The following is a 13,541-nucleotide window of genomic DNA, read 5'->3' on the forward strand; positions in this document are numbered from 1 at the left end:
AGGCCGAAAGGGTCTCGCACGACCCCGATCATCACCTAGCCTGCTCCCATGTCCGATTGGACGCTCTCCCGGGCGAAGACCAGGATCGACCGCCGCGAGGAGCTCGACGAGCTCACCGCGCGTATCCGTTACGAGGTGCGGGTGCACCTCAACGAACCCACCGCGCACAACGCCTACGACGAGCTGACCGACATCTTCGCCATCGGGCACGCGGAGTGTTCGGCGCTGCTCAAGCACCGCCGTGTCCTGCCGCTGTGGGAGCGGCTGCTGCTCCAGCGCTACACCCGGCGTCTCTACGGCAAGGCCGTCTCGGCGACCGTCGGTGACCTCCCAGCCGACGCGGGGCCGGCGCCCGCGGCCGCGTTCGGCCCGGAGATCGCTTCCCTGACGCCGGATTCCGGCGACACCGGCGCGAAGTTCGACATGCAGGGCCGGGGCCTGGTCAACGTCTTCCGGATCGCCGCCGGGCGGCACGGCGAGATCTGGCCGGACCGCCACGACGTCGCGACGACGTCCGCGCGCAGTGTGCTCACCTGCTCCGCGGTCTTCCTGCGGCGGCGCGCCTGGCACGTCGTCTGGCCGGTGTACCGGGTGCGTGGCCTGCGGCTCTGGAAGCTTTAGGAATTCGCGGCCGCCCATCGTGGTTGTACCGGATATGACCGATCGCGCCACCGAGATCCTCGCCGGATCGAAGACGATCGCCGTCGTGGGGCTGAGCCGCGATCCGGCCAAGGCCTCGCACGGGGTCGCCGCCGTGCTGCAGGCACACGGGTTCCGGATCATCCCCGTCCACCCGTCGGCCGACGAACTGCTGGGCGAGAAGGTCTATCGCTCGCTCACCGACATCCCGGAGCCCGTCGACCTGGTCGACGTCTTCCGCCCGGCCGCGGACACCCCGCCGATCGCCGAACAGGCCGTCGCGATCGGCGCGAAGGCGCTTTGGCTACAGCAGGGCATCGTCTCCGCCGAGTCCCGCCGGATCGCCGAAGAAGGCGGTTTGGCCTACGTCGAAGACCGCTGCACGGCCGTCGTCCGAGCTGTCGCGAATCTCTCGGTGCGTTAGAAACGGACTTCCGCCCGAACCCTCGCCGCGATTTTCCGGCGGGGGTTCTTTCATATCCGTGAACAGAAAAATGGCCTCTGAAGTCATACACCGATTCTGATCAGCCGAACGGATTGGTCCAAACCGGTGATCTTGACGGGAAGCCCGCGAGCTGGGAAAACTTGTCCGGCAGCCAGTTTGTTAAGAAACCTTCCCAAGGGTGGACCGAGCTGTTAACGTCCGAATCCGCTTAGCGGAAACAGGTGCCGGTCATCGGCACCCCGGTCCTACGGAGGGCGAAGTGGGCACACCACGCGGGCTGGATTCCAGTGGCACACTCGAGCGCGGTCTCGCGGTTCTCGAGCACGTCGGCCAGAACCAGGAGATTTCCACCAACGCGATCGCCCGGCAACTGGGTCTCTCCCGGAGCGCCGCGTACCGCATCGTCGGCACCCTCAAGAACCTCGAATACCTCGAAGCCGATCGCGCCACCGGCCGCGTGCGGCTCGGTACCCGGCTGGTCGAACTCGGCGCTCGCGCGATGGCGGCGACCGATCTCCACCGCTGCGCGCCGCGCTATCTCGCGTCGCTCGCCGAGCGGAGCGGCGAGACGACTTATCTCGCCGTCCCGGACAACGACACGATGGTCTACGTCGCCACCGAACGCAGCGCCAACGCCGTCACCCTGGCCTGCCGCCTCGGCACCCGCCGTCCGCAGCACGCGACGTCGCTGGGCAAGGCGTGGCTGGCGGCGCTGCCCGAACAGGACCGCGTCGAACGCATCCGCCGGATGAAACTCGACAGTCTCACGCTCAAGACGATCAACGACCCCGTCCGGCTGCTCGACGACCTGGCCAGGACGAGCCGTCGCGGCTGGGCCGTGGACGACGTCGAGAACGAACCCGACGTCGGCTGCGTGGCCGCCGCCGTCCGCGACCACACCGGACGGCCGATCGCAGCGATCAGCGTCGCGGGGCCCGCCGGCCGCGTGCTCCGCCGTACCGACGAACTCGGCGCGACGGTGGCCGGAACCGCCGCCGCGCTCTCGCTTCGGCTGGGTTACGTGCGCGCGCAAAGGGGCTGAGGTGGGCTGGCTCCAGGACTACCAGCCGGCGGGCGGGCTGTGGCTCTCCGCCGCGCTGGCGGCGCTGCCGATCATCGTGCTGCTGGTGACGCTGGGGGTCCTGCGCCGCTCGGCGCAGCTCTCGGCCGGGCTGGCGCTGCTCACCGCGCTGCTGGTCGCGATCCTGCTGTACCGCATGCCCGCCGGGCTCGCCTTCGATTCCGCGGCCATGGGGCTGGTGTTCGGGGTGTGGTCGGTGGCCTGGATCGCGTTCCACGCCGTGTACTTCCACAACGTCACCGTCGCGACCGGACGGTTCGACGACATCAAGGCGGTCCTCGCCGGGTTCAGCGAGGATCGCCGCCTCCAGGCACTGCTGATCGCGTTCGGCTTCGGCGCGCTGCTGGAAGGGATCGCCGGCGGCGGCTCGCCGATCGCGATCACCGCGGCGATGATGGCCGCGCTCGGTTTCCCGCCGGTGAAGGCGGTCGTGCTCGCGTTGCTGGCGAACACCGCGCCGGTCGCGTTCGGCGGCCTCGGCAACCCGCTGATCGTGCTGGGCAGGCTGACCGCGCCGATCCTCGGCCTGAAACAGGAACAGGCGACGGAGCTGTTCTCGTCGATGGTCGGGCGTCAGCTTCCGTTGCTGGCGCTGATCGTCCCCGGATTCCTGATCGTGGTCCTCGCGGGCTGGAAACGGATGATCGAGGTCTGGCCCGCCGTGCTGACGGCCGGGCTGTCGTTCGCGGTCATGCAGTTCGTCACCTCGAACTTCATCAGCCCGAGCCTCGTCGACGTCGTCGCCGCGCTCGCCGCGATGGCCTCGCTGTGGATACTCACGCGGTTCTGGCAGCCGTCGGCGGTTTGGCGTTTCGACGGCGAAGAACCGGTGAAGACCGGAGCGAGCCTCGGCGCGGCGAAGGCCGGGCGCGGCGCGTTGTACGCGTGGGCGCCGTACATCGTCCTGATCGCGGCGATCTTCCTTTCCCGGATCGGGACGATCTTCAAGAACCTGCCCGGCTGGCTGGATCTGACGAAGCTGCTGCACAAGGCCGATTGGGTGTTCGCGTGGCCCGGGCTGCACAAGGAGGTCGTCCAGCACGCGCCGATCACGCCCAAGGACACGCCGTACGCGGCGACGCTGACCGTCGATTTCCTTTACTCGCCGGGAACGGTGGCCCTGATCGCGGCGATCGTGGCGGGTTTCGCGATGGGCGCGAAACCGCGGCTGCTGCTGGCGACCTACCGCCGGACCCTGCACCAGATGCGGTGGGCGCTGGCGACGATCTTCATGATCCTCGCGATCGCGTTCGTCATGAACTACTCGGGTGCGACGCAGACCCTCGGCCTCGCGCTCGCGACCACCGGGGGGCTGTTCCCGTTGTTCTCCGCCTACATCGGCTGGCTTGGTGTCTTTCTCACCGGCTCGGACGCGTCGACGAACAGCCTCTTCGGGCCGATGCAGGTGATTTCGGCGCAGCAGCTGCACGTCGACCCGATCCTCGCCGGCGCCACGAACACCTCCGGCGGTGTGATGGGCAAGATGATCTCGCCGCAGAACCTGTCCATCGGCGCCACCGCGATCGGGCAGTCCGGCAAGGAAGGCGCGCTGCTGCGCCAGACCTTCCTGTGGTCGGTGGTGCTGACCGCCGTGGTCGGGGTGATCTCGTTGCTTCAGGCGACCGTGCTGCGGTTCATGATCCCGTCGTGAACGGGAATTCGAGAATGTCCACAATGGTCATCCGATCTTAACCGGCCATTGGGCTGGATGGATGAACACATGGTTCACCCACCGGAATGGGAACTACCGTTGTCCTCATGCCCATGACGCTGATCAAAGGTACGTTCCAGCTCGTCGGCGCCTCACCGGACGGCGATTCGGTGCGGTTCTATCCCGACGACCCGCAGGCGACCAAGAAGGCGGGCCTGAAGGTCCGGCTCAATTCGCGGGGCGGGATGCAGTTGCGGCTCGACGCGATCGACGCGCTCGAAACGCATTACCAGGCCAGGGGAACCGGCGGGATGTGGCACCAGCCCGCGGAATTCGCCGACGCCGCCGCGGCGAACCTGCTGAAATCCCTCGGCTTCAAAACAGTCGAACGCGACGAACGGGGAACGGTCACTTCGTCGACCCCGATCAAGGTACCGGGTCACATACTGACGCGACTCGCCGACAAATACGGACGGGCCGTGGCGTTCGCCTTTCCCGGGCAGCGGCCGGGACGGTCGGCGGATCTTTCCCAGGTCCATCTCGACGTCAAAACGCTGAAGAACTCCGCGAACTACCGGCAGGTCGCGGACGGCCTCGTGTACCCGACGTTCTATTCACTGCTTTATCCCGATCTCCGTGACGCCTTGGCCGAAGCCGCGGTCAAAGCCCGTCAGAACGGGCTCGGGCTGTGGCCGCACGACGTCACGAACTCCGGTTTCAAGCTCTCGTCGCGGCGCCAGCTGGCCGACGACCTGGTGATCCTGCCGAAACTGTTCCGCAGGCTCGTCGACTACCTCGCGCTCGACGAAACCGGCGGGGTCTCGCTGGCCGGGTTCTCCGACTTCCTCGATTCGCGCAACGACCGCCTGTTCACCGTCCCGGACGGGCACGCCACCGAATTCGAGACCTTGGTGAGCGTGAAACGGCAGACCGTGAGCCTGACGATCGAGCCGGAGCGGATCGTCTTCATCGAAGCCTGACCCGCCCGTGTGGGCAAAAAGACCGTACCTCCCTCCCCCTCGGCCGTGCTCATCTGAGAGGTGGGAGAGGGAGCCGATGGAAGGACACGGTTCGCGGCGGCCGGAGGAGGCCGGTGGGCGGATGGAGACAGCCTCGAAACTCGTCGACGCCGTCCGCGTCCTGGTCGTGCGCTATTGCCGGGCGCGGATCGGCCGCCGTTCGGGCACCTATGACATCGCCGACGCGATCGCGAAGGACAGCTGCCGCGAGATCTTCGCCGGGGCGGCCGGGGCCCGTGCGCTGCTCGCGTTCGCCTACGACGTCACGCACGCTCTGGTCGACGATTTCCACCGCACCGCCGCCGAACTGCCGAACCCGCTTTCGGGCCTTCCGGGCCAGCAGCGCGAGATCATGGTGCTGCGGTCGCTGGTCGGGCTTTCCGCCGACGACACCGCGCTGGCGCTCGGCTGCTCCGTCCAGGCCGTCCGGCTGGGGCAGCACCGCGCGCTGACCGCGCTTCGCCCCGCCCCCGCCTGACGCGTTTCGTCCTCTGAATGCGGTGGTTGCGCGTGCGAGTACCGCATTCAGAGGACTAATCGCGAGGGGTGCACTCCGCGGCCCGGTTCAGCAGCAGGGTGCGCTCCCGGTCGTTCCCGGTCATCTCCGCCGCGCGCTCGAACTCGGCGCGGGCTTCGTCGAGGCGGCCGAGCTTCGACAGGAAGTCGCCGCGCACGCTCGGCAGCAGGTGGTACGACTTGAGCGCGGGCTCCGACGTCAGCTTGTCGACGATCTCGAGCCCAGCCTCCGGCCCGATGGCCATCGACAACGCCACCGCGCGGTTCAGCTCGATCACCGGCGACGGGTTCAGTTTCCCGAGCCCTTCGTACAGGACGGCGATGCGCCCCCAGTCGGTCTCCTCGCCCGTCCGCGCCCGCGCGTGGCAGGCGGCGATGGCGGCTTGTGCCGCGTAGACGCCGAAAGCACCGTCCGCGAGTTCTTCGGCGAGCTCCAGCGCGGCGAGCCCCCGGCCGATCAGGATCCGGTTCCATTTCGACCGGTCCTGGTCCATCAGCAGCACGGGTTCGCCGTTCGGCCCGACACGGGCGGCGGACCGCGAAGCCTGGATCTCCATCAGCGAGACGAGCCCGTGCACCTCGGGTTCCTTCGGCATCAGCCCGGCCAGGATCCGCCCGAGCCGCAACGCCTCTTCGCACAGCGCCGGCCGCATCCAGTCCTCGCCCGCCGTCGCCGAGTACCCCTCGTTGAAGATCAGGTAGATGACTTCGAGCACCGAAGACAGGCGCGCGACCCTGTCCGCGCCCTCGGGCACCTCGAACGGCACCTTCGCGTCGCCGAGCGTCTTCTTCGCCCGGACGATCCGCTGCGCGACGGCGGTCTCCTTGGCCAGGAACGCCCGCGCGATCTCGTGCGTCTGCAGACCGCCGATCATCTTCAGCGTCAGGGCCACCCTGGCCTCGGTCGAGAGCACCGGGTGGCAGGCGGTGAACACCAGCCGCAGCAGATCGTCCTCGATCTGGTCGTCGAGGCCCGCGGTGAAATCGGGTTCCTCCTCGAACTCCTGCTCGCGGCCGATCTCGCCGAGCTTCCGTTCGTACCGCTCGTTGCGCCGGAAGGTGTCGACGGCCCGGCGTTTGGCCGTGGTCATGAGCCAGGCGCCCGGATTCCTCGGGACGCCCGACTCAGGCCACTGTTCGAGCGCGGCGACCAGCGCGTCCTGCGCCAGCTCTTCCGCGAGGCCGACGTCGCGCGTCATCCGCGCGAGGCCGGCGATGAGGCGGGCCGATTCGATCCGCCACACCGCGTCGATCGCCGAACGGGGGTCTGCTGTTGCCGTCACGCCGACCAATCAACATCGTCGGCGCGACGACCGCAACCCTGGACACCTAGTTCGCCTCGGCCTGCTCCCGCAGCTTCTGCTCGTGCTCGACGATCTCGGGGGTCGCGTTGTCGAAGTCCTCCATCTCCGCGATCCGGCGGATCTCGATCTCGCCCTCGCGGAACGGCGCGCGCTTCATCCATTCGATGACCTCGGCCCGGTCCTTGACCTGCAGGATCCAGAAACCCGCGATGAGTTCCTTGCTCTCGGCGAAGGGCCCGTCGACGACGCGGGCCTCGGTGGTGCCGGAATACTGGAGGCGGAAACCCTCGGAGCTCGGGAGCAGCCCTTCACCCGCGAGCATGACGCCGGCCTTCACCAGCTCCTCGTTGAACTTCCCCATCTCCTGCAGCTCCTCGGCGCTCGGCTGAGCGCCGGCCACGTCGGTCTTCTCATCGCTCTTGACAATCACCATGAACCGCATCGAAAGTCTCCGTTCCCGGCGGGGCTCGTCCCCGGCCACATCAACGCGTCGATCGGGCACCCCAGGTTTCGACACGGTCCCCGAACTTTTTTCCGCGAGTATTCGAGCAGGCGGAAAACCGCAGGTCAAGGACCCATGAGAAGATGTTCCCTCGTGGCCGCACTCCCCGAAACCCTCCGCTCCGCCCTCGACGAAGAGCTGGGCAAGTATCCGCAGAACAGGCTGACGCAGTCCGTCGAGCGGCTCAGCACGCGCTACCGCGAGAACGCCCCCGCGAGCGCGCCGATCCTCTCGACCGAAGCCGACATCGCGGCGTACGCGGGCTACCGGATGCCGGCCACGTACGCGGCCGTCCACGCCGTCCTCGCCGAAGCCGCCCTCCGCGCTCCCGGGTTCGCTCCGCGGACACAGATCGACATCGGCGGCGGAACCGGTGCCGCGATCTGGGCGGCGGCCGACGTCTGGCCGTCGCTGGAAGAGAGCACCGTCGTCGAGCAGGTCCCCGGCGCGATCGCGCTGGGAAGGCGGCTCGCGGAGAACGCCGGGGACAAGGCCGTCCGGGGTTCGACCTGGCGGCGCGGCCTGATCGACCCGTCGGCGCCCGCGCCGGAGGCCGATCTGGTGACCCTCTCCTATGTCCTCGGCGAGCTGCCCGAAGCCCGCCGAGCCGACACTGTCCGCTGGCTTTCGGCGAAGTCCTCGATGCTGGTGCTGATCGAACCCGGCACCCCCGGGGGTTACGAGCGGATCGCCGAGGCGCGGGATCAGCTGGTCGAACTCGGGCTCTCCCTGGTCGCGCCCTGCCCGCACGAGGACGCGTGCCCGATCCCGCGCGGCAAGGACTGGTGCCATTTCTCCGCGCGTCTCCCGCGCACCGGCCTGCATCGCCAGCTCAAGTCCGGCACGCTCGGCTTCGAGGACGAGAAGTTCTCCTACGTCGTCGCCTCCCGCACGGCGCCCGAACGCGCCGAAGCCCGGATCCTGCGGCATCCGGTCAAACGCAAGGGCATGGTCAGCCTGTCCCTGTGCGCCGGCTCCGGGCTCACCGAAACGATCGTCACCAAACGGCACGGCACGGCCTACCGCGCGGCCCGCGACGCCGAATGGGGCGACGCCTGGCCGGGCTAGGGGTCGCGAGTGATATTTGACGGGTAAGTCAAACGTGGCGTGGGCCCTCTCCGCTGACGCCTAAGCGCCGCTGAGTGTCCACAAGGGACAGTTTTCGACTGCGTGGCGTCCGGTTTATAGCTGCATGTACGATCCTGGTCGAGGTCGTGAGTGGCAATGAGGGTTAGAACCCTCTTTGCCACTCACGACTCCGTCGCGGAACCGTGCAGACTGACCAAACCGGACACTGGCAGCTCGAAAGGTGTCCCTTGTGGACACTTATGGCGCGGTCGGCCCTCGTCGGTCAGCGCCGACGCCCGGCGCCCGCTTGCCGACGGCGGTGAGCAGCGCGCCGAGTGCCGGATTGTCGTTGCCGCGCCGCCACATCAGGTCGAGTTCCACCGGGCGGCCCTCGATACCGCCCACCGGGCGGAACACCACACCTTCGAACCGGAGCGCCGCGGCCGCGGCCGGCACCAGCGCGACCCCGAGTTCCGCCTTCACCAGCGCGAGCACCGTATGCACCTGACAGGGGTATTGCGTGTACTCCGGCGCCACCCGGGCGGCACGGAACACCGCCACGACCAGATCGTGGAAGTACCGGCCTTCCGACGGCGAGTACATGATGAACGGCTCGCCGTCGAAGTCGTGGATATCGGGATTCTTCTTGCGCCGCGCCAAAGGATGCGCCGACGACAGCGCGGCCAGCAGCGGTTCCCGCCACAGCGGCAGGGTCGCGATGTCGGCGCCGGTGACCGGCGGCCTGATCATGCCGAGGTCGATCCCGCCCGCCAGCAGCTCCTCCACCTGCGCCGCCGTCACCATTTCCCGGAGCACGAGATCGACGCCGGGCACTTCGGCGTTCGCCACGGCGATGACGCGTTCGAGATACGAATACGCGGCGGTGGCGGTGAACCCGAGCGTGACGACCCCGACTTCGCCCTTCTTCGCCCGACGGACGTACAGCGTCGCCTCGTGCGACGAACGCAGGATCTTCCTCGCGTCGGCGAGAAAAACCCGTCCGGCGGGGGTCAGCCGGACCGTGCGGTGCGTACGGTCGAAGAGCTCGGCCCCGAGTTCCCGCTCCAGCAGCTGGATCCGCCTGCTCAACGGCGGCTGGGTCATGGAGAGCCGTTCCGCGGCGCGGCCATAGTGGAGTTCCTCGGCCACCGCGACGAAACTCACGAGCTGCTCCAGGGAGAACACCCATCCAGTCTAGGAATCACCTGGGGGCGGACAAGCACCGAACCGGTATCGTTCAGCGCGGGATTTCCACTGTGCGGTCGATGATCCCGGTCGCCACGGCGAGAATCTTACGATTGTTGCTCCGCGCGTAGGCGCGCAATACGCCGAACGCGTCGCCGACCGAAACCCGCATGCGTTCGGCGAGTACGCCTTTCGCCTGTTCGATGATCACCCTGCTGTTCAACGCCGTCTGCAGCTGCGCCGTGACGATCTCCTTCCGCTGCACCAGACGCTGATGCAGAATGCCGATCGTGGCGACGTCCGCCAGCGCCTGCCCCAGCCGCGCTTCCTCGTCGCCGAGCGACGCGGGGCCGGTGCCGAACAAGTTCAGCGCGCCGATCACTTCTTCACGTAACCGCATCGGCAACGCGTACACGGAACGGAATCCCGCGTTTTCCGCCGCGACGGCGAACTTCGGCCACCTTCCGTGCGCACGCGTCAGATCCGGGCAGGTCACCGGCTCGGCCTTCTCGTAGCAGTCCAGGCAAGGCCCCTCGGAGTTCCGCACCTGGAACAGTTCGAGCAGCCGGGTCTCTTCATCGGACGCGGTGACCAAGGTGAGTTCGCCTCGTGGATCGGCCAGTACCAGCCCGGCGGCGGGGACACCCAGGAGTTCGACGCATCTGAACGCGAGCACGTCGAGGAATTCGACGAGATCGAAGTCGTCCACCAGGGTGTCCGCCAGCTGCACGAAGGTTTCCCTCAGGTCGGCCGCCACGTCGGTCATCTTTCCGGTATCTCCTTACCGCACACATCCGTCAGGTCTTGGGGCGGAACGTGACCCGGCGCAGCACGACGTCCTCGGCGACCTCGTCGAGCTTCCGGTCGTTGGCGTAGGCATGGGCACGCAGGCGCGCCAGCGCGTCCGGGAGCGCGATCCCGAGCTGGGCCGAAACCACGCCCGCCGCCTGATGCACTCGGGCGCGGTGTTCGGTGAATTCACGATCGATCACTTCGCCGAGAACGGGCCCGCCGGCATCGGCCAAGGCGAGGGTGATGACCGCCTCGGCGCATACGAGCGCCTTCGCCTGGCCTTCTCTCGAAGGAATACCGGCGAATTCGCGATAACAGTCGACAGCGCCCAAATTGATCGCACCGGCCTGAATCGGCACCGCGATGATCGATTTCACGCCTCTGTCGATCGCCTCTGGCGCGAACATCGGCCACCGGAGTGTAGCTTCCGAACTGGTCACATCGGTTACGACGACGAGCATACCGCCGCGCGAAACGTCGAGTGCCGGCCCCTCGCCCAAGGTGAATTGCAGCTCTTCCAATTCACGGCTGCGTTCATCGGTGGCGAAGACCGGTTCGGGCAAACTTCTTTCGGCGACGAGCGTGAGCCCGGCACCGGCCGCCTCGAGGGCTTCCCCGCACACGACGCAGGCGTGCTCCACCGTCACCGCCGAATCGGTTTCCGAAGCGAGAAAACGCATCTTCGCCCAGACCAGCGCGGCGCGATCATGCCGTCGGAACATCATGGCATGCCTCCCAGTGTGTCCGGTTTTCGGACGGGGCCCACCGGGGGCAGGAGCGAACAGCGCGGACAGCTCGCTCGCGCGCCACGTCCATCGTGGCACGGGTTCGTCTCTTTGCCGCGTTCTGAACGACTTCTCGCCACCAATGCCGTAGTCCGAAGAGCCGATCGGATGCCAGGCGAAGTCACCAATGGTCCGTTCAGCCGGTTCCGGCCCGCCGGCCCGCGCCTAGGGTGGGGACCGAGACCGCTCGTTCTGGCCCTCGGCGACGGCTCTCATCGGCGAGCTCTGGAGGGGCCATGTGCGTTCGCATTCTCGAAACCCGGACCAAACGGGAGAATCCGCTGATCCGGCTGTTGATCCGGATTCACCTCAAAGCCTCTTGGCGCTGAACGCAGGCCCTCAGCCTGCTGATCGCGCGGTGTTTGGTCACCCGCACCCGCGATGACGTGGTCCCGAGCGCGGCCGCGGTCTCGTTGGACGTCAGCTCGCCGATCACCCGCATCCCCAGCACTTCCCGGTGGGAGACGGGCAGCGTCCGCATCAGCCTGCCGAGCCGGACCCCGAGGTCGGCCCGCAGGGCGCGCTGCTCCGGTTCGTCCGCGGCCCCGGCCGGATGTTCGGGGAGTTCCCCGGTCAGGACCTGTTTGCTCCGCGCGGCCTTCCGGAAGACGTCGGCGACCTTGTTCGCCGCGATGGCGCGCAGGAGGAACAGGAAGGAACCGCCGCGGAGGCCGTATCCGGGCACCGCGACGAACACCGCGAGGCAGATCTCCTGCGCCACGTCGGCCGGTTCGAGATAGGTCAGCTCATGACCGCCGAGACGGGTCTCGGCGTACTGGCGCGCCCACGGCACGACCGCGGCCATGAGATCGTCCATTCCGTGCGGCTCGCCGTGCGCCGCGGCCTTGGCGAGGCCGTCCCATCCGACAGGGGAAATCCACGTCTCACCGCCACCGGTTCTTCGCACCGGAAAATCGCCGTTCATGTCCCGCTCCCCACGGATGAGATAGCCCAGCCGCCGAGGTCCAGGACGGAACCCAGACCACGGTAGTCGAGAAGTCAGGCCACCTCAATCGACGAAGGTCGGCGACAAATTGTCCACCCCGGCGGCGGACCGGACAGATTCCCACCAGTGGTCTGGACATATCGGTACCCGCGCCGTAACTTTCCGTGCCGAGACCCCTCGCCAAGGTCACGCCCAGGCCGGGAACGCGCCCCCGGCCGACATCCGCAAGCACCGCCGCGGCGCGTCCACGTTCCGCGGCGGGATTCCGCCGAGGAGTGAACTGTGCGCATCCGCAAGAAAGTCCGGCGCGTCTTGACCGCGTTGGCGGTCGCCCTCCCCCTGGTCACCGCTGTTTCGGCGCTTTCGGCGCCCACCGCGGTCGCCGCGGGACCCGATCCGCTGCCGCTGACCGTGACGAACAATTCGAACCGCTCCGACGCGGTCCATCTCTACGTGCTCGGCACGAACCTCAGCACCGGGAAACTCGGGTACGTCAACGCCGCCGGCGCCTTCACCCCGTGGCCGCCGGGCGCGAACCCGCCGAGCCCCGCGCCGGACGTCTCGATCGCGGGCCCCGGCAACGGCGGCTCGACCACGCTGCGGATCCCGCGCATGCTCTCGGGCCGCGTCTACATGTCGTTCGGGCAGAAGATCAAGTTCTTCCTCACGCCGGACGGCCTGGTGCAGCCCGCGCCGTGGGCCGACGGCGACCCGAACCGCGACATCCTGTTCGACTGGAGCGAATTCACCTACGACAACGGCGGGCTGTTCATCAACAGCTCGCAGGTCGACATGTTCAGCGTGCCGCACGCCGTCGGGCTTACCAACGGGGCGGGCGCGAACAAGGAAGCCGGGCGCCTCAAGGCGGGCGGCCGCGAGAACATCTTCAACGCCGTCCAAGGACAGTCCGGATTCTCGAACCTGGTGTACAACCGGCTGCGCGTCCTCGCGCCGGGCAAGGGGCTCGACACCGGCAAGTTCAGCGGGAACTACCTCGACGGCTACGTGACGAGCGCCTGGAACACCTACAAGTCGACACCGCTGACCGTGGTCCCGTTCGAGGCCGAACCCGGCAAGAAGTTCACCGGCCGCACCGGCGGGGACGACGTCATGCGCTTCACCGACGGCTCGGGCGCCGAGGTCGCGTCGTTCAGCAAGCCGAGCACCCGCGACGTCTTCAACTGCGACGGACGGCTGCACGCGCCGAACGACCAGGTCGTCGGCCCGATCGCGCGGACGCTGTGCGCGGCGCTGCACCGCTCGACGCTCGGCTCCCTGCACACGCAGCCGACGTATGACGCGGGCCAGTTCTACAAGCAGTCCGTGACCGACCACTACTCGCGGATCGTGCACGAGCAGATGGCCGACGGGAAGGCGTACGGATTCGCCTTCGACGACGTCGGGCACTTCGAGTCGCTGGTGCACGACGGGGACCCGCGGACCGCGCGGATCACCCTCACCGCGTTCTAGGGATCAGCGCGTCCAGAACCGGGGTGCGCGGAGTGGGGGGGGGGGGGGTGTTTTGTGGGAGTACTTAAAAAAAACCAACAACAACAACCCACCCACCGCCGCAGCCCCGGACGGAGCAGGCGGCGGGGCCGGATGTGA

Annotated in this window: 14 protein-coding genes; 8 read left to right on the top strand and 6 right to left on the bottom strand. The window is 67.9% G+C overall.

Annotation, left to right across the window (positions count from 1 at the left end; genetic code table 11):
• The first annotated feature begins 48 nt into the window (after positions 1-48).
• The 6 genes from ACIRGA_RS29205 (at position 49) to ACIRGA_RS29230 (ending at position 5,313) form a co-directional block, all read left to right on the top strand.
• The gene (locus ACIRGA_RS29205) at positions 49-621 is read left to right on the top strand and encodes a hypothetical protein (RefSeq protein WP_400946774.1); all 573 of its coding nucleotides are present in this window, start codon (positions 49-51) and stop codon (positions 619-621) included.
• A 34-nt stretch (positions 622-655) separates the two neighbouring features.
• On the top strand, positions 656-1,063 hold the full coding sequence (locus tag ACIRGA_RS29210) for a CoA-binding protein (RefSeq protein ID WP_400946776.1): 408 nt from the start codon (positions 656-658) through the stop codon (positions 1,061-1,063).
• A 280-nt stretch (positions 1,064-1,343) separates the two neighbouring features.
• A complete protein-coding gene (locus ACIRGA_RS29215) occupies positions 1,344-2,126 on the top strand; it encodes an IclR family transcriptional regulator (RefSeq protein WP_016337669.1) in 783 nt (260 codons plus the stop codon).
• Position 2,127: 1 nt separating this feature from the next.
• Positions 2,128-3,816, top strand: a complete 1,689-nt coding sequence (locus ACIRGA_RS29220) for an L-lactate permease (RefSeq protein ID WP_400946780.1) — start codon at positions 2,128-2,130, stop codon at positions 3,814-3,816.
• A 107-nt stretch (positions 3,817-3,923) separates the two neighbouring features.
• The gene (locus ACIRGA_RS29225) at positions 3,924-4,796 is read left to right on the top strand and encodes a nuclease (RefSeq protein WP_400946782.1); all 873 of its coding nucleotides are present in this window, start codon (positions 3,924-3,926) and stop codon (positions 4,794-4,796) included.
• A gap of 121 nt (positions 4,797-4,917) precedes the next feature.
• Entirely contained in the window at positions 4,918-5,313 is a 396-nt protein-coding gene (locus ACIRGA_RS29230) for a sigma factor-like helix-turn-helix DNA-binding protein (RefSeq protein ID WP_400946784.1), read from the top strand.
• Positions 5,314-5,368: 55 nt separating this feature from the next.
• Here the strand turns inward: ACIRGA_RS29230 and ACIRGA_RS29235 are convergent, their stop codons facing one another.
• Both ACIRGA_RS29235 and ACIRGA_RS29240 read right to left on the bottom strand, forming a co-directional pair.
• The gene (locus tag ACIRGA_RS29235) at positions 5,369-6,643 is read right to left on the bottom strand and encodes an RNA polymerase sigma factor (RefSeq protein ID WP_400946787.1); all 1,275 of its coding nucleotides are present in this window, start codon (positions 6,641-6,643) and stop codon (positions 5,369-5,371) included.
• A gap of 37 nt (positions 6,644-6,680) precedes the next feature.
• A complete protein-coding gene (locus ACIRGA_RS29240; protein ID WP_037335443.1) occupies positions 6,681-7,097 on the bottom strand; it encodes a YciI family protein in 417 nt (138 codons plus the stop codon).
• Positions 7,098-7,232: 135 nt separating this feature from the next.
• Between ACIRGA_RS29240 and ACIRGA_RS29245 the strand changes: the two genes are divergently transcribed.
• The gene (locus ACIRGA_RS29245; RefSeq protein WP_400946790.1) at positions 7,233-8,225 is read left to right on the top strand and encodes a small ribosomal subunit Rsm22 family protein; all 993 of its coding nucleotides are present in this window, start codon (positions 7,233-7,235) and stop codon (positions 8,223-8,225) included.
• Positions 8,226-8,483: 258 nt separating this feature from the next.
• Here the strand turns inward: ACIRGA_RS29245 and ACIRGA_RS29250 are convergent, their stop codons facing one another.
• The 4 genes from ACIRGA_RS29250 to ACIRGA_RS29265 form a co-directional block, all read right to left on the bottom strand.
• Positions 8,484-9,410, bottom strand: coding sequence for a LysR family transcriptional regulator (locus tag ACIRGA_RS29250; RefSeq protein ID WP_400946792.1), 927 nt, complete (start codon positions 9,408-9,410; stop codon positions 8,484-8,486).
• 52 nt (positions 9,411-9,462) lie between these two features.
• Positions 9,463-10,176 carry a GAF and ANTAR domain-containing protein gene (locus ACIRGA_RS29255; RefSeq protein WP_400946795.1) on the bottom strand — a complete coding sequence of 238 codons (714 nt, stop codon included), beginning with the start codon at positions 10,174-10,176 and terminating at the stop codon, positions 9,463-9,465.
• Positions 10,177-10,207: 31 nt separating this feature from the next.
• Positions 10,208-10,927: an ANTAR domain-containing protein gene (locus ACIRGA_RS29260; protein ID WP_400946797.1), complete on the bottom strand. Its 720-nt coding sequence runs from the start codon at positions 10,925-10,927 to the stop codon at positions 10,208-10,210.
• A 364-nt stretch (positions 10,928-11,291) separates the two neighbouring features.
• Positions 11,292-11,912 (bottom strand): sigma-70 family RNA polymerase sigma factor, encoded by a 621-nt coding sequence (locus ACIRGA_RS29265; RefSeq protein WP_400946800.1) that lies wholly within the window; start codon positions 11,910-11,912, stop codon positions 11,292-11,294.
• A gap of 303 nt (positions 11,913-12,215) precedes the next feature.
• On the opposite strand from ACIRGA_RS29265, the gene ACIRGA_RS29270 reads away from it, so the two are divergent.
• Complete coding sequence (locus tag ACIRGA_RS29270) at positions 12,216-13,403, top strand: beta-1,3-glucanase family protein (protein WP_400946803.1); 1,188 nt, start codon at positions 12,216-12,218, stop codon at positions 13,401-13,403.
• Positions 13,404-13,541 lie beyond the last annotated feature (138 nt).

The sequence above is a fragment of the Amycolatopsis sp. NPDC102389 genome, from assembly GCF_044765885.1.
Classification (GTDB): Bacteria; Actinomycetota; Actinomycetes; order Mycobacteriales; family Pseudonocardiaceae; genus Amycolatopsis.